General features: G+C 39.5%; 19 protein-coding genes and 1 pseudogene. 10 read left to right on the forward strand and 10 right to left on the reverse strand.

Annotated features, from left to right (window positions below; translation table 11 throughout):
• Positions 1 to 107: 107 nt before the first annotated feature.
• A complete protein-coding gene (locus AC0L13_RS20130) occupies positions 108 to 2,420 on the reverse strand; it encodes a beta-glucosidase (protein WP_473647180.1) in 2,313 nt (770 codons plus the stop codon).
• Here AC0L13_RS20130 and AC0L13_RS20135 point away from each other — a divergent pair.
• Positions 2,313 to 2,540, forward strand: a complete 228-nt coding sequence (locus AC0L13_RS20135; protein WP_473647200.1) for a hypothetical protein — start codon at positions 2,313 to 2,315, stop codon at positions 2,538 to 2,540. The genes AC0L13_RS20130 and AC0L13_RS20135 overlap by 108 nt on opposite strands.
• A 450-nt stretch (positions 2,541 to 2,990) precedes the next feature.
• Here the strand turns inward: AC0L13_RS20135 and AC0L13_RS20140 are convergent, their stop codons facing one another.
• Complete coding sequence (locus AC0L13_RS20140) at positions 2,991 to 3,761, reverse strand: SDR family NAD(P)-dependent oxidoreductase (RefSeq protein WP_473642503.1); 771 nt, start codon at positions 3,759 to 3,761, stop codon at positions 2,991 to 2,993.
• Between the two features lie 173 nt (positions 3,762 to 3,934).
• Here AC0L13_RS20140 and AC0L13_RS20145 point away from each other — a divergent pair, with 173 nt between their 5' ends.
• On the forward strand, positions 3,935 to 4,552 hold the full coding sequence (locus AC0L13_RS20145) for a TetR/AcrR family transcriptional regulator (RefSeq protein WP_473642504.1): 618 nt from the start codon (positions 3,935 to 3,937) through the stop codon (positions 4,550 to 4,552).
• 18 nt (positions 4,553 to 4,570) lie between these two features.
• Positions 4,571 to 5,071 carry a DUF1697 domain-containing protein gene (locus AC0L13_RS20150; protein WP_473642505.1) on the forward strand — a complete coding sequence of 167 codons (501 nt, stop codon included), beginning with the start codon at positions 4,571 to 4,573 and terminating at the stop codon, positions 5,069 to 5,071.
• Positions 5,072 to 5,137: 66 nt separating this feature from the next.
• Here the strand turns inward: AC0L13_RS20150 and AC0L13_RS20155 are convergent, their stop codons facing one another.
• Complete coding sequence (locus AC0L13_RS20155) at positions 5,138 to 5,620, reverse strand: nucleoside deaminase (RefSeq protein WP_473642506.1); 483 nt, start codon at positions 5,618 to 5,620, stop codon at positions 5,138 to 5,140.
• A gap of 179 nt (positions 5,621 to 5,799) precedes the next feature.
• Between AC0L13_RS20155 and AC0L13_RS20160 the strand changes: the two genes are divergently transcribed.
• Positions 5,800 to 7,230, forward strand: a complete 1,431-nt coding sequence (locus AC0L13_RS20160; RefSeq protein ID WP_473642507.1) for a sensor domain-containing diguanylate cyclase — start codon at positions 5,800 to 5,802, stop codon at positions 7,228 to 7,230.
• Positions 7,231 to 7,282: 52 nt separating this feature from the next.
• Positions 7,283 to 8,245, forward strand: a complete 963-nt coding sequence (locus tag AC0L13_RS20165) for an aromatic acid exporter family protein (RefSeq protein WP_473642508.1) — start codon at positions 7,283 to 7,285, stop codon at positions 8,243 to 8,245.
• Between the two features lie 67 nt (positions 8,246 to 8,312).
• On the opposite strand, the gene AC0L13_RS20170 is transcribed toward AC0L13_RS20165, so the two are convergent.
• The gene (locus tag AC0L13_RS20170) at positions 8,313 to 9,044 is read right to left on the reverse strand and encodes a DarT1-associated NADAR antitoxin family protein (protein ID WP_473642509.1); all 732 of its coding nucleotides are present in this window, start codon (positions 9,042 to 9,044) and stop codon (positions 8,313 to 8,315) included.
• 204 nt (positions 9,045 to 9,248) lie between these two features.
• On the opposite strand from AC0L13_RS20170, the gene AC0L13_RS20175 reads away from it, so the two are divergent.
• The 3 genes from AC0L13_RS20175 (at position 9,249) to AC0L13_RS20185 (ending at position 11,221) form a co-directional block, all read left to right on the forward strand.
• Complete coding sequence (locus AC0L13_RS20175) at positions 9,249 to 9,569, forward strand: YbjQ family protein (protein ID WP_473642510.1); 321 nt, start codon at positions 9,249 to 9,251, stop codon at positions 9,567 to 9,569.
• A gap of 3 nt (positions 9,570 to 9,572) precedes the next feature.
• Positions 9,573 to 9,806 carry a hypothetical protein gene (locus AC0L13_RS20180; RefSeq protein ID WP_473642511.1) on the forward strand — a complete coding sequence of 78 codons (234 nt, stop codon included), beginning with the start codon at positions 9,573 to 9,575 and terminating at the stop codon, positions 9,804 to 9,806.
• A gap of 398 nt (positions 9,807 to 10,204) precedes the next feature.
• A complete protein-coding gene (locus AC0L13_RS20185; protein WP_473642512.1) occupies positions 10,205 to 11,221 on the forward strand; it encodes a phosphotransferase in 1,017 nt (338 codons plus the stop codon).
• Between the two features lie 208 nt (positions 11,222 to 11,429).
• On the opposite strand, the gene AC0L13_RS20190 is transcribed toward AC0L13_RS20185, so the two are convergent.
• The 3 genes and pseudogenes from AC0L13_RS20190 to AC0L13_RS20200 all read right to left on the reverse strand — a co-directional run bounded on the left by AC0L13_RS20190 (position 11,430) and on the right by AC0L13_RS20200 (position 16,107).
• Complete coding sequence (locus tag AC0L13_RS20190) at positions 11,430 to 12,938, reverse strand: DUF1846 domain-containing protein (RefSeq protein ID WP_473642513.1); 1,509 nt, start codon at positions 12,936 to 12,938, stop codon at positions 11,430 to 11,432.
• Positions 12,939 to 13,371: 433 nt separating this feature from the next.
• Entirely contained in the window at positions 13,372 to 15,246 is a 1,875-nt protein-coding gene (locus AC0L13_RS20195) for a HAMP domain-containing sensor histidine kinase (RefSeq protein WP_473642514.1), read from the reverse strand.
• A 156-nt stretch (positions 15,247 to 15,402) separates the two neighbouring features.
• A pseudogene (locus AC0L13_RS20200) lies at positions 15,403 to 16,107 on the reverse strand (response regulator transcription factor).
• A gap of 713 nt (positions 16,108 to 16,820) precedes the next feature.
• Here AC0L13_RS20200 and AC0L13_RS20205 point away from each other — a divergent pair.
• A complete protein-coding gene (locus tag AC0L13_RS20205) occupies positions 16,821 to 17,384 on the forward strand; it encodes a sigma-70 family RNA polymerase sigma factor (RefSeq protein ID WP_473642515.1) in 564 nt (187 codons plus the stop codon).
• On the forward strand, positions 17,368 to 18,420 hold the full coding sequence (locus tag AC0L13_RS20210; RefSeq protein ID WP_473642516.1) for a DUF4179 domain-containing protein: 1,053 nt from the start codon (positions 17,368 to 17,370) through the stop codon (positions 18,418 to 18,420). The genes AC0L13_RS20205 and AC0L13_RS20210 overlap by 17 nt, the downstream gene beginning before the upstream one ends.
• Before the next feature lie 273 nt (positions 18,421 to 18,693).
• On the opposite strand, the gene rlmH is transcribed toward AC0L13_RS20210, so the two are convergent.
• From rlmH to AC0L13_RS20225, 3 genes are all read right to left on the reverse strand, one after another.
• Complete coding sequence (gene rlmH, locus AC0L13_RS20215) at positions 18,694 to 19,173, reverse strand: 23S rRNA (pseudouridine(1915)-N(3))-methyltransferase RlmH (protein WP_473642517.1); 480 nt, start codon at positions 19,171 to 19,173, stop codon at positions 18,694 to 18,696.
• Positions 19,174 to 19,252: 79 nt separating this feature from the next.
• Positions 19,253 to 19,417: a CxxH/CxxC protein gene (locus tag AC0L13_RS20220; protein ID WP_473642518.1), complete on the reverse strand. Its 165-nt coding sequence runs from the start codon at positions 19,415 to 19,417 to the stop codon at positions 19,253 to 19,255.
• Positions 19,418 to 19,616: 199 nt separating this feature from the next.
• The gene (locus AC0L13_RS20225) at positions 19,617 to 20,882 is read right to left on the reverse strand and encodes a S1C family serine protease (protein WP_473642519.1); all 1,266 of its coding nucleotides are present in this window, start codon (positions 20,880 to 20,882) and stop codon (positions 19,617 to 19,619) included.
• Between the last annotated feature and the right edge of the window lie 5 nt (positions 20,883 to 20,887).

Raw genomic sequence — 20,887 nt, forward strand, 5'->3', positions numbered from 1 at the left:
GGGGTGAGCCCGCGAGCTCGGCAATTTATACCGAGGCTCGCGGGCTCACTATATTCGAGATTCCTGACGATTTCTAACGGATTGCCTTCATCATCCATGGTCTATTGTTAGGAGTTTTTATTTCCTTTATTCCCGTTATTGCCTTTATTTTTGCCTTTCGCCTTACCGTTGTTGTCCTTTTTCTTGTCCTTGCTGAGTTTGAAGTTCATTGGAACATCTTTTTCCAACGGCGTGTCTGCAGAGGAACCACCGACATGCACACGGTATTTTCCGTCAGCAGTTGCCCACTCGCCGTCTGCCCAGTTCGCAAGGTTGTCCGGTTCTTCCGGAATGAAATAGGAGAACGGGTGGTTAGAGTCTTCATGATTAATACGCAAAGTCACTCGTTGGCTCTCACCTGGCTCAAGGTAAACTTTCTCGAAGTTGACGAGACGCTTAGTCGGCTGTCCTGCCTCATCCGGTAGCGTCAAGTAGACTTGTGCCGCTTCTTTACCGGCAACGTCACCTGTATTCGTAATCGTGAAAGACACGTCAATACCGGCCAACGAGCCATTGTTGCCTTTACCTTTACCACGTACTTTTTTGACTTTCAGGCGGTCATACTCGAAAGTCGTATATGACAAGCCGTAACCGAATGGGAAGACCGGCTTCACATTGTTTGCTTCGTACCAGCGGTAGCCCATCTCAAGGCCTTCTGTGTACTTGGCGATCAGTTGATCGGAACCGTCACCGTACGCACCAGGACCACCTACCTTGCCAGTGTCTTGACGAGTTCCAGGGAACTGCTCCTCAGTCTCAAATGCAGCCTCACGTTCAGTAGCGCCGAATGTCATCGGAAGCTTACCGGAAGGATTGACCTTACCGTAAAGTAGGTTGGCTACAGCATTGCCATCCTCCATACCTGGGAACCAAGCCTGAAGTACAGCTGGAACTTCATCCAGCCATGGCATTAGCACCGTGCCAGAAGTTTTCAGAACTACAGCAGTGTTTTCCGCATTGGCCTCTAGGACCGCATCGATTAACGGCTCCTGTTCTACCAAATCTTCTCGATCCTTGTGTGTATCAAGGTCGATTGCCGGGAAACCGAGTGTATCACGATCCACAGTTTCATGCGGGTTATCGCCAATCATAAGTAGCACGACGTCGGATTCAGCAGCTAGCTTGGCAGCAGCTTCTGGATCACGGCCATCATTATACGTTACTTTAGTGTCGTATCCTAGCTCCTTAATAACATTCTCAAGTCCTTCTTGCGGAGTGACCGTGTAAGGAGTCACGACGTTCTCATTGTTGTCCCGAATGGAACGAGGAGACATCTTGGCCTCGCCTGCGAACCACTCAACACCGATTAGCGCGATTGACTTCGGCTCACCGTTCAGTGGTAGGAAGCCTTCATTGTTCTTCAATAGTACAGAACCTTCCTCAGCCATCTTCCGTGCGCTAGCACCGTTGACCATCGGATCGACGATCTCCGGCATAAATTTGTCGTAAGGCTCATCCATATGGCCGAACTCGATCATCTTGATATAGCGTGGACGAAGAAGATTGTCGATATCGTCCTCTGTCACTTGACCCGAGTCGAGGGCATCCTGGATTTTTTCCTTAGTGTAGTATTGCGGCGCCCAGTCTAGCTCGACATTTGTGCCGGCCTTGATGGCTGACACCGTGTCGTGAATCGCTCGGCGGTCACTCATGACGTAACCGTCAAAGCCCCAGTTGCCTCGCAAGGCATCTTGTAGCAGTTCAGAACTGTCACATGCATATGTACCGTTGACGTCAGGGAACGAACACATTACGGAAGCTGGGTCAGCATCCTTGACAGTCATTTCGAATGGCAGCATGTATAGCTCATTCATGGCCTGTGAAGGAACTTGGACACCCATTGTCCACCGCTCGGTTTCCTGTTCATTGCCAGCCAAGTGCTTAAGCTGGGCTTGGACTCCTTGGTCTTGAATACCTTTGACCTGCTCAGTCGCTAGGGTTCCTGTTAAATACGGGTCCTCGCTGAAGTACTCATAGTTTCGGCCATTATACGGGTGGCGCACTAAGTTCATACCCGGTCCGAGTAGCACGTGATGCGCGAAGGCTCGTGTCTCCTCACCGAGGATTCGGCCAGCCTCATAGTTTAGTTCGCGGTTGAAAGTCGCAGCCATTGAAAGGGTGGACGGTAGGCCTGTTGCTTCGGGGTCATTTCCACATGAACCGCCCTTAACGCCCGTACCACCGTTAGTCATGCGAATTGTAGGGATGCCTAGTTCTTCAATCCCACGGATCTGTCGCCCAGTGTCCTGCCACTCACAACCAGGCAGGGTACCTTGTGGCGCAAATTCACCGTTCATATACTTACTAGTACCGCTCCTTTTGATGACGACCGTCTCACCGGTGTCGTTCTCGTTGAAGCGCGAGACGGCGATTTGCTGGATCTTTTGCTCCATCGTCATCTCATCGAGAAGCAGTTCAGTACGCTCCTCGGCAGAGAGATCGGTGTTCATCCAAGGCTTATCCCCTTCTGTTCCACCGGTCATCGCATTAGCGGGAACTAATGAAGACATGAAGATTGTTGCTGTTAAAAAAATTGAACTAATTCGTTTTTTCATCTTAATCTCTCTTACCTCTTCCTTGCATTTTATTTGTCTATTAGTATCGGAATGATTTTTTCGTCTCTCCCTTGCTAACTAATAAGTTTCTTAGTATAAAGAAAAACTATTACACGAGGATGTATGTCTAATTACAAAACAGTAACAAATAACACGATATAAGTACTGATTCCAAAGCCGTAAAGTGTTATTCAAATGCTATATCATGCGATTCTTAGCCAAATAGTAAAAGCAAAATAATTATATTTTATACATACTTATATTTTATTTTTCCAATACACTGGACAAAAGAGATAAGTCAGAAGGATCGAGAAGGAAAATATAAACAGAAAAAACCACTTGGAACGTTAGTATCACGTTCCAAGTGGTCGAGTAAAAAATAGGTTTGCCCGTCAATTAACGAGAAGTATAACCAGCATCTTCATGGATAGTTGTACCTGTAACGTAAGAAGATGCATCAGAGGCTAACCATAGAGTTGCTTGAGCAATTTCTTCAGCTTGACCGAAGCGGTTTAGTAAGCTCAATTGTGGTGCATATTCTTCCTCTGTAAAGCCAAATTGTTCTAGTGCACCGCGAAGCATTGGTGTATCAATCGCGCCAGGTGCAACTGAGTTTACACGAATGTTTTCTGGACCGTTTTCCAGTGCCGCCACCTTCGTCATACCTACAACACCATGCTTGGCAGCAACGTATGCGATATTATTCGGTTGTGGACGGTATCCACTTACAGAAGAAATATTAATAATAGAGCCACCATGGCCTTGTGCTTTCATTTGTTGCAATTCATATTTCATGCAAAGAGCCGCCCCTTTTAAATCTACTGCCATTAAGCGATCCCAGTAATCTTCATCAAATTCAGCTGCTGGTTTATCGTCCGGCGTAAGTGCAGCATTATTAACTGCTACGTCCAATTTGCCATACGTTTCTACTGCAAATTTCACCATTGCCTGTACTTGTTCTGAATTGGAAACATCGACTTTAATGAACGCCGCTTCTCCGCCATTCGCATTTATTGAATATGTAACTTCTTTTCCTTTTTCTTCATTAAAATCTGCAATGACCACTTTTGCTTTTGCATCTGCGAAAAGCTTAGCAGTCGCTTCTCCCATTCCCATTGCTGCACCAGTTACGATAGCAACTTTTCCTTCTAATACTGGAAATGTCATATAAATTACCTCCATTATTTTTATATAATTCTTACATCTTTATTTTATCGGAATTCAAAATACCTGTGCAATCAACAAAAAGTTGAGGATGTTGGTTACTGAACAAATCGATGTCTTTTGTTCTGTAAAAGTTGTAAAATATAGTTAGTTCTTTATCGAAACGGGGTGAAGGGATGGAAGAGTATATTGACAAACGAATTCAACGTTCCAAAACCGCGATAAAAAAAGCGTTTTTAACATTACTCTTTAAAAAACCCTTTTCTCAAATTACAGTTTCAGAAATTGCAAAAAAAGCAAATTATAACAGAGGAACTTTTTACGCTAATTTTGAAACAAAGGATAACTTATTAGATGAATTCATTCAAGATGTTCTGAAAGAAATGATCCATCAAATCCGAGTTCCTTATGAATCAATCAAAAAAGTTAATTTCCATGAAATGAATGCGGAAGACATAACGCTATTCCACTACTTTAAAGATAACGCCAATCTTTTTCGCTTGTTGTTGAGCAATCATATTCGGGTAGATTTCCGTTATCAAATGGCAAAAGCGATCGAAGAACTATTCATTGCGGAATATGACTACGAGTTGGAAGAAGGTACAATCATCGATCCAAAGTGGTTATACATATACAGAGCTCATGGGGTAGCGGGGCTCATCATTCGGTGGATAGAAGAAGATTTTAACGAGGAACCAGAATACATGTCAAAACAAATTATTGAACTAATGGTTACTTCTACGAATGGATTTTATGTAAAAGATCAGAAAAGAGAAGAACAAGCGAGGAACTAAATATGGAGGGAAATTGGCATGTCTTATGTGGCATTTCTTAGAGGCATTAACTTAGGCAAATTAAATAAAGTTGATATGAAATCGTTAAAATCACTCTTTGTAGAAATGGGCTTTCAAAATGTTCAGACTTATATTCAAACAGGAAATGTATTATTTACAGACATTACCGTTAATGAACAACAAATTGAATCAAAGCTCAAAGAAACATACGGTTTTGATATACCTGTTACAATTCGGTCTAAGGATGAACTCAAAAATGTTCAACAGCATCCACTTTTCTTAAAAAAAAATGTCTACGTCATGTTTTTAAAAGAACAACTATCAAATGAGCAAATAGAATTTCTCAAATCGGTTGTAGACGAAGAATTTTCCGTAGTAACTCAGAAAACAATTATTATCAATCTCTCCCAAAGTTTTCATCAAACAAAATACAACAATACATTTTTTGAAAAGAAGCTTCATATAGCCTCTACACTCCGTAACCGTAATACGGTCGAGAAAATCCTTTTAAAAATGTAAATAAACAACCACTTGGAACATTAACATTGCAACGTTCCAAGTGGTCTTTTTCATAAGACAAACTATTCAATGCCTATTTGCATAGAGCTGATGATGGAGTTGTCGTACTTGTTCCGCTAGTTCAGGAACAGGGCCATCTATTGTCGTATCACGAATAACATCTTGGATAGGAAGATTCCGTACGCGCGATGGGGCAACTCCCATTTCACTCAGCCATTGTACTAGCTGTTCGGATGAACTTGCATAAACGATTCGGCCTAACCCAACCCACCCGTGAGCCGCAGCGCACATAGGGCAATGCTCGCCAGAAGTATATACTGTCGCCTTGCTTCTTTCTTCCGGAGACATATTCGAGGCCGCCCATCGAGCTAATGCAAATTCCGGATGTTGAGTATGATCGCCGCCTGCCACATGGTTATGGTCTTCAGCTAGCACGTCCCCTTTGGCTGAGACAAGGACTGAACCAAATGGCTCGTCGCCTTTCTCCAGCGCGGTTTTAGCTAATTCAATACAACGTCGTAGGTGCTTCAAGTCTGAATCACTTATCATAATTGAATCCTCCTCATTGATCGTATTAGGAATCACATTAATATACTCCAGTTCCCCTATTCCATCGTAATATAGTTCTCTATGACAAACAAAGTAAACACTATGCGTCCTTTACGATTTGCCCAGAGTTCAGTATGATAAAATAAGATGTGATTTGATTACGAGGGATGGTTTTTCTGATGAAATTGTTGGCAAAAAAAACAACGCATGAAAATGATATCGAGCAACAATTTATCGACTATAATGAAAACCTATTATTTGAGCGAATTAAGCACGTTTCCTTTATGCTCATCTTCACTTATCCCCTTTTTTTCATTGTGGACTTTATTCTCTTGGCTAAACTAGACAATCCGTTTTATAAAATCAGCCTTTCAACCTTTCATATTTTCGGACTGATGATCTCCCTTTTCTTTTTGATCCTCTACCGCCGAAACAAAGACAATTCCAAAAGGTTGATTATCCCCTCCTATTTATTTCTTTATTTGTTTATAGGCGCCCTTTCTTCGATCAACAGTCAGCTTAATAACGGTAATATCTATGCCTATATTATTATTCTACTAGCTGCTGCTGTTGTCTTCCCAGTTCAGCCACGTTATCAAGTTGGCATCACCACAGGAATTCATCTATTTTTCATTACAGGATTATACATACTTGAAAATAGTCACTTTTCGTTTCTATTGAAGCTGGTGAATTCAACCGGCGCAGCTGTCATTTCATTAACGATTGCGTACGCTTTCTATACATTTCGCAAAAATAATTTTATAAACGAATGGAAACTAAAGAGGAATGAAGAAAGCTTTCGCAGGTTATTTCATATGAATCCTAATCCGTTGATTCTTTTCAATCTTACAAGCGGCAACATTTTGCTCTTAAATCAGCAGGCTATCGAATACTTTCATTTGAAAGATAATGATATGACAAAACTTGATGGATGGGACATGCTTTCGAGCCCTGAAGAAAAACAAACGATAGTAAAAAAGCTCGAAGAACATCAGAGCCTAAAAAACTATATGGTCAAACATAAAGAGAAATGGTCGATGCTCAATTTTGAACTGGTCAATTACTTAGGGGAGCACTGCGTCCTAATGGGAAGCACTGATATTACAGATTTGAAGGAAACAGAAGCGGAGCTTTATCACCACGCTTCGCTTGATCCACTTACAGGTGTTCTTAATAGAAGGCGAGGAATGGAAATTCTTTCTGAACACCTTATGGATGGTTCTTCAGATTTCATCATCTGTTTTATTGATATAAACAATTTAAAAGTGGTAAATGATAGGTACGGACATTCTGCAGGCGATGATTTGATTATTACTTGCTGCGAAACAATCAAACTCCATATTAGAGAGAAGGATGTCCTTTTCCGTCTTGGCGGCGATGAATTTATCATTCTATTTTTCGAACAGCAAATGGACGTCGCACAGGGAATCTGGTCCAGAATTCAAAATGAGTTTCAAAGAATGATTAAAACAGGACAAAAGCCTTATCCAATCTCAGCAAGCCACGGTTTGTATCAATATAGACCTGGAACATTCTTTAGCCCTGAAGAAATCCTTGAATTAGCGGATCAAGAAATGTATAAAGAAAAGTCAAAGCACAGAGTAAAATAAATGCCCGGTAACTGGGTATAATGAAAGAATAGAAAATTATAGGATGATGTTTATGGTTGGAATGGGATATCGGACGATTAAGACTGCCATAGGGGCAGGGTTAGCAATTTGGATTGCAAGTTTATTCGACTTGGAATTTGCATCATTTGCAGCAATAATCGTCATCATGTGTATTGAGAAGACTAAGAAAAAGACGTTACATTCTATACAGAAAAAGTTTTTCGCATCTTTATTATCATTACTTCTTGGCTCCAGTTGTTTTGAACTACTAGGATATCATCCCATGATCTTAACTCTATTTATCTTATTGTTTGTCCCAATCCTTGTAAAAGCACGTATTCAGGAAGGTTTTGTTACTAGCATAGTTGTCATTATGCATATATATACAGTCAAGGAAGCAAACCTAGAAAATTTATTGAACGAACTCTATATAATTATTATCGGCATAGGAATCGCCTGGCTCGTAAACAGTATTATGCCAAGCTTTAAGAAAGAAATTGAAAGATATAAAACGGAAATTGAAAATAAATTCAGCGTTATTTTATATCAATTCTCCATGCTTTTAAAAGACAGTGAGCAAAATTGGGACGGCAAAGAGTTAATCGAAGTAGAAAATATCCTGAACCAGGCTAAAAACATTACGATACAAGATGTAGAAAATCATCTGTTACGTAAAGAAAATAAAGATTATTATTATCTGGAAATGCGGGAGGATCAACTCGAAATCCTAAAACAGATGGTAGACATCATAAGCATCGTTTCTTCCTCAGAGTTAGACATCAAACAAAAAGGAATGCTTGCCGGTATCTTCCTGAATATTAGCGAACATGTTAATTCAGGAGATACAACCATCGCACTGGAGCTTTTAGAGGAGTACGAAGAGTCCATACGGCAAACAGAACTGCCGAAGACAAGAGAAGAATTTGAAGTTAGAGCAAACCTATTTTATTTGAATTTCGAGATCAAGAACTACTTAATTATAAAGAAAAATATCTTTAACAGAAATAAACGTTAGCTTTTGATGCTAGCAGATCATTGTGCCAGAAGAGTAAAAGACGAGGGGGGTTGCTCCTTCTCGTCTTTTACTCTTCCATCATTCTATTGAAAATAGTTAATCGCTCAATTGGGACGTTCTCATCTCTCTTATCCAAGCTTTCTACATGAGTTTCTCCCATAACTATTTCTTTATAATCCTCGATTGATAATAAAGCTTTATTGAGCAACCCTAACTTATGTAGAGATACATAGAGGGCAACCGATCTTGCTTGACAGTTGATTGATTTTTGCGGGTTAAATTCTATATCCGTAAAGGCTTCGTAATTTACGACTTGGTCGCTTAGCTCATTATTTAAAGAAAGTGCATTAATGTACAGCCAGTCATAAAATAGCGTTTTCGGTTCAAGCCCGAATTCCCTATTAAAAAATTGGAACCGAAGTAAGTGACCACTATCTTTCAATCTTTGATCTTTTTTAGCCTCTTTAGAGGTCTTTTCATAAAGGTCAATAAAAGGTCCACCAAATTCAAATACCTTACTTGCTTGAAAAGCGGATTCCACACTAAACGAAATGCCCTTTTTTGTTTCAATCATTAAATTAAATGCACTCAATGAAATGCCTAATTCATTGTCCGCTTTACTGGACACTTCCAACACTTTTAGAGATGGGTATTTTTCCAATAGGTTTTCATGTAGGGATTGAATGGATCTTTGTTTTTGTTTTACTGAAAATCCAGGGAACCATTCAAATTCAATATCCACCATTTTTACGAAATCCTTTTGACCGGTATCTGAAATAAAAACAGGTCTTTTAGCCATTTGGTGCCCTTCCTCCCATACTTTTCATTAATCCTACCGTCAAACAATCCACTATTAACAATCAGACTCCATCTTACTCATCAACTTTTTTGCCAATTTGTAGTATGGTTCACTATAATTTGTCACTGGCAAATACTTCTACTTTTCTAAAGATATATTATACTATAAATATGTAATGATTATTATTTTAAGGAGCGGATTCATATGATGATCGTAACAACTGAGAATATTGCCAACCACCAAATTACAGAAGTGTTAGGTCCAGTATTTGGTTTAACCGTAAGAGCCAGAGGAATTGGTAAAGATATCGTTGCTTCTCTTAAGGGGCTAGTAGGTGGAGAAATAAATCAATATACAGAAATGCTTGAAGATGCCAGAAAACAAGCAATGGATCGTATGGTGAAAAATGCTACAGCAATGGGTGCGAATGCTATTATTATGATGCGTTTTGATTCAGGTGAAATTGGTCAAAATATGAGTGAAATTGTAGCCTATGGAACAGCAGTTATTATAGAAGAGAGATAACTAATGATATGGGTTATAGGATTTTACAGTCTCCAATTCCTTATTCTCATTGTTTTAATCATCGGATCATGGTTCATTTGGGATCGTCGTTTCAAAACAAAACACGGCAGGCAAGTACCAAAAGGATTCGTACGCACAAATGAGATTTCACTTGATCCAATCACAAATAAAAGATTAGTTGTTTATTTCAACCCGGAATCTGGCGAACGCTTTTATAAAGAGGAAGGCAAAAATTGAAAATGAGCCTGTTATAGGCCCCACTTCAAAAGCCGATACAACCTGCACCATCAGACCGCACTGTAAAGCATTGACTTTTTTTCCAAGTCAAGTTATTCTATTGACAGCTTAGCGATAAGCAAGTTCCTGACACGAAGGGAGATGTATTTTAATGGCAACTACTTATATGGTGGTTTGGTCTTAAAATTGAATAGTAGGCATACGAGAAAAAAGCGGGAAACGCCCGTATTATTTGGTATGCCATTCAAAGTAACCTTTCGTGAATATTGCTGTTTGCGGGATACGATGAAGATCGTATCTTTTTTCGTCCTGATGCCACGCGACAGTAGCTTCTTTAGAGGCTGCTTGTCCGTGGCATTTTTGCGTCCAAAAAACAACATTAAAGGAGCTAACAAAAAATGAATATGAAATTTGATTCTCTGATCTATGCCTTAAGCCGACAATTTAAGACGGATATCATCTCGGCCGACTGCCAAACTACGCAGTTACAGGGCGGAACTGTGGGAAATGTCTACCTAGTAACAGGGAGCGCCGAAACCGCAGATAATGAAAAATTGCCGTACCGTATCGTGCTGAAAATTCAGAAGAAATGGGAGCGTTACGGAGATCCAGGTTCATGGCGACGGGAATATGATCTTTATGCGTCTGACTTGGGAGCGACATTCTCGGATACCTTCCGTTGGCCGGCTTGTTTATACGCCGAGATCAATGCCGAAGAAAATGAATTCCAGCTGTGGCTTGAATATATCGACGGTGTAACCGGTTTAGACTTGACCGGTGACATGTATGAACAGGCCGCGCTGGAGTTAGGACGCTATCAAGGCAAACTGTATAAGGAGCAGCCTGCTGTGCTGCAAAGCCTGAACAACCTGAGCCATGCAGATTTCATGAAGAATACGTATTTGCATTACCGATCATGGCCGGTCGTCTATAATTATATACGCTCGGAAGACTGCGAATTGCCTCAGCACGTTCGGCAAATGCTCATCGACATCGATACGCATGCAGACGAGATACTCGCCCGCATTGAAAAATTGCCCCTCGTGCTATGCCACCGAGACTTCTGGGTGACCAACTTGATCTATGCCGACGGGAAAATCGCGCTCATCGATTGGGACACATCCGGATGGGGTTACCTAGGAGAGGATCTCGCAAGCCTAATTGCGGATGAAAGCGATATTAATCATATGGTCGAATACTACCAGCGATGCGTCCCGGCGTATTATAAAGGCTTTTCGGAGTTTGCGGATGTATCCGATATCGCTGATCATTGCGTCTACGAGATGATCCTTCTCATATTCGGGTACAGGCTTGTAGAATCGTATCTCTACGAAGAGGACGATGACGAGAAGATAAATCATGTCCTTACGCTCCAAAAAATCTATGAAATGAAGACCATCCCTGTGCAGGTTTGACTCAAAAATAGAAACTCCAAAAACCCTTGAATGTAGTGTTGTTTCAATTTTAATAATGACTATGCTAATAGGTTCCAACAGACTTTCCGGCAGTTAATCCATTAATCCAAAAAGGTGTAGTCTTCTAATTAGAAGAAGACTACACCTTTTTAGTAAACATCTTCCTTAGACTACCATATAAGAAGAAAAGGCAATCGTTTTCCAAAACCTAATTGTAATACAGGTTCTCAGTCGGATATACTGGATCATTGGTAATGTCGATTCCAAGCTTCTTAAAGGTCTGTTCGTTTTCCCTATTCAATATAACCGTAGAATGGGCTTGTGTGTCTTTTAAATTTGGCAGTTGCTTATAAGCCAGCTCAGAAGTAGGGTTGGTGACCGCACTGATTGCCAGTGCAATCAACACTTCATTGGCGCTTAGTGTCGGGACTCGGCTGTTCAAATCATCGGTTTTCAACCGTTGAATCGTCTGCAAAATCATCGGTGACAACAAATCAATTTCATCGGCAATATTGGCCAATTTCTTCAACCCATTCAGAATCGCGGCAGCCGAAGCATCCATCAAAGTTGTCGTTCGACCGGTGATCATCTCGCCATTTGGCAGTTCTATTGCAATTACGGCTTGTAAATTCGTGCTGTCATTTCTCTCTTGGATTGCTTTCGCATAATTACGGGCCGGCAATACAGGTGCCCGATCCTCTTTCTTTAAGTCCGTCTCTTCCAGCATCACTTGCATGTGGCGTACACTATCTTCATCGGCAAGCCCTTTTTTATAGTCGTTCTCTACGACGAAACTGCGCCGAATGATTTCCTGCTTGGCAGCTTCCTGTACGACCATATCGTCGGTGATACCCGATTTCAGACGATTAACACCCATATCAGTCGGTGAGAGATAAACAGACTCTTTACCAGTAATCCTTTCAATAATCCGTTTGATGACAGGAAACGTCTCAATGTCACGATTGTAATTGATCGCTACTTTCCCGTATGCTTCATAGTGATAATTGTCAATCATATTCACGTCTTTCAAATCGACGGTAGCCGCTTCATAAGCGATGTTTACCGGGTGTTTTAACGGCAAGTTCCAAACCGGAAAAGTCTCAAACTTTGCATAGCCGACTTTATTTCCCAGTTTATTCTCATGGTACATTTGGTTAAGGCAGGTTGCAAGCTTTCCGCTGGCCGGACCGGGGGCCGTTACTACCACGATTGGCTTTGTCGTTTTAATATAGGGATTCATCGCAAATCCCTCCTCACCAATGACCGCGTCCACATTTGTGGGATAACCTTTGATTTCACTGTGGGTATAGACGCTAATTCCGTTTCTCTCAAGCTTGGTCATAAATACTTTGGCTGTTGGCTGTCCTTGATAACGAGTGAGCAAGACACTGTTGACAGAAATGTCATATGCCCGATATTCATCGATTAAGCGCAAGACATCTTGGTCATAAGTGATACCGTAATCTTCACGGACCTTGTTCCGTTCAATGTCTCCAGCATACACACAGATGATGATTTCCGCATTTTCTTTCAGCGTATTCAATAATTTGATTTTGGCATCTTCATCAAATCCAGGCAAGACACGCTTGGCATGTTTGTCGCCTATCAATTTTCCGCCAAATTCCAAGTAAAGTTTATCATACTGCTGCACCCGTTCTAGGATGTAGGCAGATTGTTCTTGCAAATACTTCTCCAAATCAAATCCAATTTTTTTCATTTAAATTCCGCCCGCCTTCTATACTTCAAGCTTTCTCTTAAACCGATAGATAAAAACGCCTTAAGAGAAAAAACTAACTAAAATCCATCTTTTATCATTATAAAGCTATGAAAAAAATTGACAAAGGAAAACCTGCCCAATCGTTCATCTTTGTATTCAATATCTCCATTTAAATGTTTAACATCCATAGTATTGCATTTAGATTATCTTTCTAATCAGATGCAATGTTAAATAACGACGAAAACCCACTATTCCATTTGGATAGGTTTCATTAACTGAGTTAATTTGATTTACCGTCGTAAGGAAAAAGTTAGATTTCGGTTTAATAACTATAAAAAGAAACTCCAAAACCCAAGAATGTAGTGGGTTTCGGAGTTTCTTTCGTTCCGTTCGATTGTCGGCGGCGGAATAGGACACTCACATATCTAATCTATTACTCATTTAGAAGTTTCGGTAAATAAATCATTGCCTTAAATAAATCTCCATCCACTTGAACTGAAAATTTTCCATGCTGGATATGAATAAGGCTTTCAGCAATCGACAAGCCTAATCCGCTACCTTGACTTGATCTAGATTCATCTCCTCGTGTAAAGCGTTCCATTAGCTCATCGACTGAAATATTTAATTCATAAGCTGAAATGTTTTTAAATGTCACGAGTATTTCAGTCCCTACATCTTCAACATCTATATATACCCTTGATGCAGGCAGTGCGTATTTAAAAATATTCGAAAATAAGTTCTCGATGGAGCGCCATAACAGTTTACCATCAGCCTTCACATACACCTTTTCTGTTGGATGGGCTAACTTAACATCTAATGCCGACGCTTCAATTTTTTCATCCATTTCTCCGATTCCTTGCGTTAGTAAGGATACGATGTCAATCCGTTCTAACTGAACAGGCATACTTCCACTTGACGCTTTTGCCGCTTCAAATAAATCATCCGTTAAATGCTTGAGTCTTTTCGATTTTTGATCTAACACCTCTATATACTCAGCAGTTTTTTCAGGATCATTTTCTATTTTTAATAAATCGACATACGTAATGATTGACGTTAAAGGCGTTCTGATGTCATGCGAAACATTTGTAATGAGCTCTGTTTTTAAACGCTCACTCTTAATTTCACTATCTACTGATTTATTTAACCCCTCGGTAATACGATTAATATTCCCCGCGAGTTGGCTAAACTCCCCTTTTCCGGCTATTTCAATTCGATGCTGAAGATCACCATTTTTAATGTGCTCTACACCTTCTTTAATGCGGTTAAACGACTTCACCTTTTTTAGCGCAAGCCAGGCAGCTAGACCAATCGTAATCGGAAATATAAAAAACGTTGCCGCAACTATTATTGGATAACCAATGACAAGTAGCACAGTTTTCACGGCTAAGCTACCGCTGTCAAATACATGTTTTATCGCAAGAAATACCTTTTTAAGAATTTGATAGATGAGTGTATGCGAAAGGATTGTTTTATTTTTAATATGCTTGACGAGCGATAAAATCAAAAGTAAAGCAACGATAAAAATAGGTACCGTGAGAAGCAGGTAGATATCACGGAACACTTCCACAATCATGACGAACCACATCGACATTAAACAAACAACGATCGCCACATTAAGGTCATTATAGAGTTTGTCAATAACATGAATATGAATGTCCTTATCTTTAAACGATGTTCTTCCAATCACAATCATTAAATAAATAAAAGATACAATAAATCCTACTAAAAATACTATAGATTCATTCAGAAACCTTTTAGCTTCTGCTTTATCTTTTTCCCATTCCTGTTTTTTTTGTTGTAGAAAAGAGTCTGTAAACGCTATATACATGACGTCTGTTTGTGGATTCAACTTGTCAGCTTTATGCATAAAGTAATTATAGTAGTGACTCTCCTCCACTTTATTAGGATAAATTTTTTGTTGATAATCCCCATACAGCATATAGGCGTCATAGGATTCAAATTGCTCTTTCTTATTCAAATCACTATTGGAAAATACATGCTCGCCATCACTCGCATAATAGACGATGCCTTCATAAGTTTTCAGTGTATCGACTAACTGATAAAATTCTTTTACTTGCATCCGCATACGTTCTTCTTTTTTACGCTTGATCTTATCCGCATATTCTTCTTTGAAAATGCGCTTATTATCCGATTCTTTCAGGTCGTGATCATATTCATTTGAAAAATAATATTCATCGTATAACTCGTCTTCAATGACTCGGCTATCTTCTTTCGTCAGTGACTTACCACTTAAAATATATTCTTCACTTTTATATGCTCCGATTAATTCTGTTAAGATGTGAAACAAGCCGTAATTTTCCTCGGCGAACGATTGGCTTTCAAAATAATTATTCGTATTTACATCACTAAGTTGGACCCTATTGTATTCCGAGTCAATTAGCGCCTACCTGTTAAGCACGCGATTGCCACGAGAAACATAAACACTTTCGTAATACGTGCATGACTAATATTTTTCAACTTTATACCCAACTCCCCATACAACTTTTAAATACCTCGGTTCTTTCGGGTTAATTTCAATCTTCTCTCGAATTTTTCGAATATGAACGGAAACCGTGTTTTCTGGATTGACGGCCCTTTCATTCCATACCTTTTCTTAAATCTCTTCAATTGTGAATACTCTCCCGGCATTTGCTGTGAGAAGTTTTACAATTTTATACTGCACGGGCGTCAAATGGACCTCTTCTTTATCAACCGTAACGGCTTTCCGCTCATCATCAATCATGAGCCCACCCGATTGAAATACATGACTACTCACCTCAAGACTGCCAAATGTCGTATACCTTCGCAGCTGCGATTTCACTCTGGCCATAAGTTCTAACGGATTAAATGGCTTCGCCATATAATCATCTGCTCCGATATTTAATCCGAGTATTTTGTCATGATCCTCCGACTTAGCAGAAAGCATAATTAACGGAATCATATTATCTTGCCGAATCTTCATCGTCGCGGTAATTCCATCCATTTTTGGCATCATAATATCCATAATAATTAGGTGAATAACATTATCTCGAATAAGATCGATTGCCTCTAGCCCATTGTAAGCTCTGAATACTTGATAGCCCTCATTTTCCAAGTAAATACTAATCGCCCTTACAATTTCTTTATCATCATCACAAATCAAAATGTTCAACGACCAACGCTCCTCCATCTCTTTAAGTTCATGTGATCACCCCTATAAATTTCGTATAAGGGTATGATACTAATTAAATCTTAACAAACACACACACCAATTCTTAATAGTTTCTTAGTGTTTTTCCTAAGTTTATAAAAGCCGATTTTCTGTTTGCTCAGAAAATCGGCTTTCGTGTTGTATTCATATCTGATTTAACGCAAAAATACCATTTACTTATGGTACGATTCTCCGCACTATCTCTATATGCGGTTTTTATTTATCCTTAATTCTACATATTCCACATATACTTCTACAATTTTTTAACTCTCTTAATGTTGAACTATATAGCTTTCATCTAGTTGAAAAGAAAAATTTGACGGGTTTTCTATACTGGAATATTCCTGAAAATATCCATTCACAGTTATTTAGCCAACACGCATAAAGATCATTTCAAAAGAAACATCTTGTTTTCTCAACTATTTATACATCATAAAAATTCATCAAACTGCCCCTGCTACAACTCATCTAAATTACTTTTTGAGGTACTCGATTACATTAGGATTTAAACCAACTATTACAACAACAATTGTGTCGCACAATATGAAGGGAATTTTCATCATAACGAGAATGAATGAAGTAATTGATTTCTATTTTTAAAAAAGTTTTTTATTTGCGAAAACTGTCTGCTTCTAAACGATATATAAAGTGTAAAAGCTTTTACACAATCGTTCCAAGGAAAGGAGATTCTGATGAAAATTAACGAGCAAAATTTTATAGCTCTTCTTCAAGCCGGCAAAGAAGAAGCTCTTGATTATGTAATTGATCATTATTTACCGCTTATTAAAGGGGTGGTCGTAAAAACATTAGGACCATTTAATAAAAATGATCTGTCTAAGGAATGCTGTAACGAAATTTTGTTGTCGATTTGGAAAAATGCCAGAAAGTTTACGGGTGGGTCTACGGATTTTCAAAAATGGGTTTGTGTCATTGCAAAATATAAGGCAGTCAATTATATCCGTATCGAAATGCGAAAAAAAGAGAGCCTTTCTCTTAATTTAGACTTCACAGCAGACGAATTAACATACCAAAAAAATATGCTACTCGAAGAGCAGCAAAATATTTACGCCATTATCTCAAAACTAAGACCAGTCGATCAAAAAATATTTATTATGAAATACTTACTAGACTTTGACACAGAGGAAATCGCACGTCAGCTTCAAATGACAAAATCTGCTGTCTATAATCGACTTTATCACGGAAAAAAGAAGCTTAAAAATTCATTGGGAGGTTTTCAAATTGAAGAAACTATTTAATCATTTTAATGAAATTGATATAAATGTCCATGAATTTGACAAGGTGGAAGTATCAGAGTTTGAAAAGGCACAATTTAAAAAGGATTTGCGAAAACAAATCAAAAAAAATAGCTCTCAAAAATGGACGAAAGGAATTGCAGCTGCATGCCTAGCTATTGGTATTGGTGCCACTTCATTGGTGGGACTTTCATACACAACATTTGCACAGGAAATTCCGTTCATAAATAGTATTTTTAAGCTGTTCTCTGAAAAAGAATATGGCACAACATTAATTGGCTATGACAGATTTGCAGAAGCTGAAAATATGACGGTTGAAAGTAATGGTACGACAATTACAATTACCGAAACATTATTAGACAGTAAAAAGCTTTTCGTTAGCTACTCAATTGATACAGAAAAAGATTTAGGTCCAATCGCTTTAATCGATGGCAGCTTCACATTAAATGGCCAGCAAAACTCCTTGTTCCATGCAGAGCATGACATTTATAAAATTGCTCACAATAAATATGTAGGTATGACAACCGCTATTTTACCTTTATCACATTCCATTGATGAAGGTACGTTCCAATTCAATATCCGTGAATTATCTAATCCTGAAAACGGTGATGTCGTTCAAGGCGAATGGGATTTCGAAATTTATGCAGAAGCCTCTGATACAATTGTTCAAACAGTTGAAGTTCCTAAATCAGAAAAGAATGATCTAAACGTAGAAATCAGCAAAATTACGTATACACCATACTCATCCATCGTTAATTACAAAGAAGGCATACACAATGAAATGCTAAATAATAAATATAACGTAATTTATTCAGAATTACTGTTGAAGGATGACTTAGGAAATACGTATAAATCGAAATTTAACGGTGGTCAAGGCACTTTAGGTGTAATCAATTATATGATTACTTTTGGCCAGCTGCACCCTGATGCAAAAACGTTAATTTTCACACCAGTATTCCACTTTAAAAACTTAGATAACATTTATGAGTCGGTTGAAACAATGCAACTAGATGATATCATTGTAGAAATTGAACGATAACAAATACAAATGCTCAATGATGAAATGAGCACAAAACTGACCATAGAATAATATTCGTTCAAAAGAGGATAAAATAAAACCACTCAAAGCATTATTGATGAAAATGCTTTGAGTGGTTTATTAATTATTCTTTATTACTTGTGCTCTTACATACAGCTTCTGCCCTCACTAATTTCCCTTAATCTAGTAGCTCAAATACATCATTTTTTCTTCTACTAAAAGCATCATTCATATTCTCCTTTGCCGTGAATAGTCACTTATAAAAAACCGCATTTACTTGTGATACGGTTCACCTTTAATAATCCGAAACGCTCGATACACCTGCTCCAGCAACACTAATTTCATTAGCTGATGAGGAAACGTCATTTTAGAGAACGACAGCAGCTCATCAGCCCGTTTCAATACATCATTATGTAATCCGAGAGATCCCCCGATGACGAAGACGACTTTGCTCCTGCCGTACGTCATTAACGACTCCATACTTGCCGCCAATTCCTCGCTCGTTTTCATCTTACCCTCGATCGCCAGTGCAATAACGTATGCATCCGGGCTGATTTTAGCGAGGATCCGGTCTGCTTCTTTCTTTTTGACGATTTCCATATCGGCTTCGCTCAATGACTCGGGTGCTTTTTCATCCGCCACTTCGACGAGATCGATTTTTGCATAGGCACCGAGTCGTTTGGCATACTCATCGATGCCCATTTTCAAATATTTTTCTTTTAGTTTGCCAACTGACACAATTGTAATATTCACAGGGTTGTCCACCTTTGCTGAAATGTTATACACAGAACTTATTCACATATCCACAATGAAACCTATATATTGTGCCCGATTATTCGTTCGCCACAATATAAGATGCGGGTGTGTCACAGTACTCGCATTTTGTGGATAACTTTTTCTCATCTTCGATTTTTTCCATGATCGGGAATGTCTCCTCTTTTGCAACAAACACGTCAAGCGCATGATTGATATGGGTTTCACAGCTATATATTTTCATTATCCACACTTCTTTCTTCCTTGAATTTTTACACAATGTTATTAACAATTTTGATTTCTTATCCACATGCTCATAACTTTTACAGAAAAACAGGCAGTATAGCCGATGTTCTGCTATGCTGCCTGTTGTGGATAAATAAATATTACATCCTCGTAAAAAGTGTAACATTCTATTCGGTTTCTCGCTCACTTTTATGCCATTAGAACGTATTGCCGTCCCTCAATTCCATTTCGATTTCAATCTGTTTTCCATCCCGGTACACTTTCATGTTCATCATGTCGCCTACTTTTTTGTCATTGTATAAATGTTTTCGCAAGCTGACCATGTCTTCGATTTTCTTTCCATCCATCTCTACAATGACGTCATATTGTTGAACACCCGCCGCCTCGGCTGGCGTATTACGGAATACTTGAGTGACGATCACGCCGTTAGCTATGTCCTTCGGCAATTTCAGCACTCTTTGCTGTTCGGTTGAAGGAACATCTCGTAAATCGAGGAGACTTACACCCATTGTCGGTCGCTGAACCGTTCCGGTCATTTCTAGATCCTTAATAATTGGTACTGCGATGTTGATTGGAATAGCGAGGCCAATTCCTTCCACTGTCGCTTCGGAGATTTTCATCGAATTGATGCCGACCAGTTGGCCTGCCATATTAATAAGAGCACCCCCAGAGTTTCCGGGGTTTATGGCTGCATCGGTCTGAAGAACATCAGCTTGCCAATCGACTGTACCGTTCTCATCGAAATCGATTGGAATCGATCTATCCTTCCCGGATACGATGCCCATCGTGACAGAACCTGCAAAACCGAGGCCGAGCGGGTTACCGATTGCAAGAACAGTTTCCCCCCGCTTCAACGCATCAGAATCGCCGAAAGGAATCACTGTTTTTACAGGTGCCGCATCGATTTCCACTACGGCCAAATCCGTCCACATATCACTACCGACAAGTCTGCCGTCCACTTTTGTTCCATCGTCGAATGTTATTTCAAGTCCTTGGGCGTTCTCGACAACGTGATGGTTTGTAACGATATACGCTTTGTCGCCTTCTTTCTTATAAATGACACCCGATCCACTGCCTGTCTCCCTAGTCGTTTCTGTCGAAGACCAAAAATCGCGCACTGTTTGCAAATTGGTAATGCCAACAACAGTATCCGTGACTTCGGAGACAATGTCAGTGACGTCTGTATTAATATCTACGGAAACCCGCTCACTAGACAGATTGTTTTCACCTGTCGTTTCGCTTCCGACTTGCGGTGTCACTTTTTCTTTATCGAAAGTAGAATTCATTATCAACCAGACGATGAGTCCACCGAGCAGTGCCCCGAAAAGAGCTGGCAGGAATCCGCCACGACGCTTCGGCTTCAAAGGTCTTTCGCTATATCTTGGAGGCTCTTCACGTCTTTCAGGTTCTTGGATATCCTGCCTTTCTTCTTCATTGTCAGGTTTTTGATTAAACTCGTCCATTCTCC

Source organism: Sporosarcina sp. QA0331 (genome assembly GCF_055808055.1).

What these genes read in the sequence shown, in the direction of transcription:
- AC0L13_RS20190 (WP_473642513.1), bottom strand. Translation starts at nt 12,938, where the DNA reads ATGAAAAAAATTGGATTTGATTTGGAGAAGTATTTGCAAGAACAATCT.
- AC0L13_RS20155 (WP_473642506.1), bottom strand. Translation starts at nt 5,620, where the DNA reads ATGATAAGTGATTCAGACTTGAAGCACCTACGACGTTGTATTGAATTA.
- AC0L13_RS20140 (WP_473642503.1), bottom strand. Translation starts at nt 3,761, where the DNA reads ATGACATTTCCAGTATTAGAAGGAAAAGTTGCTATCGTAACTGGTGCA.
- AC0L13_RS20170 (WP_473642509.1), bottom strand. Translation starts at nt 9,044, where the DNA reads ATGGCTAAAAGACCTGTTTTTATTTCAGATACCGGTCAAAAGGATTTC.
- AC0L13_RS20160 (WP_473642507.1), top strand. Translation starts at nt 5,800, where the DNA reads ATGAAATTGTTGGCAAAAAAAACAACGCATGAAAATGATATCGAGCAA.
- AC0L13_RS20165 (WP_473642508.1), top strand. Translation starts at nt 7,283, where the DNA reads ATGGTTGGAATGGGATATCGGACGATTAAGACTGCCATAGGGGCAGGG.
- AC0L13_RS20225 (WP_473642519.1), bottom strand. Translation starts at nt 20,882, where the DNA reads ATGGACGAGTTTAATCAAAAACCTGACAATGAAGAAGAAAGGCAGGAT.
- AC0L13_RS20175 (WP_473642510.1), top strand. Translation starts at nt 9,249, where the DNA reads ATGATGATCGTAACAACTGAGAATATTGCCAACCACCAAATTACAGAA.
- AC0L13_RS20205 (WP_473642515.1), top strand. Translation starts at nt 16,821, where the DNA reads ATGAAAATTAACGAGCAAAATTTTATAGCTCTTCTTCAAGCCGGCAAA.
- AC0L13_RS20185 (WP_473642512.1), top strand. Translation starts at nt 10,205, where the DNA reads ATGAATATGAAATTTGATTCTCTGATCTATGCCTTAAGCCGACAATTT.
- AC0L13_RS20220 (WP_473642518.1), bottom strand. Translation starts at nt 19,417, where the DNA reads ATGAAAATATATAGCTGTGAAACCCATATCAATCATGCGCTTGACGTG.
- AC0L13_RS20145 (WP_473642504.1), top strand. Translation starts at nt 3,935, where the DNA reads ATGGAAGAGTATATTGACAAACGAATTCAACGTTCCAAAACCGCGATA.
- AC0L13_RS20180 (WP_473642511.1), top strand. Translation starts at nt 9,573, where the DNA reads ATGATATGGGTTATAGGATTTTACAGTCTCCAATTCCTTATTCTCATT.
- AC0L13_RS20150 (WP_473642505.1), top strand. Translation starts at nt 4,571, where the DNA reads ATGTCTTATGTGGCATTTCTTAGAGGCATTAACTTAGGCAAATTAAAT.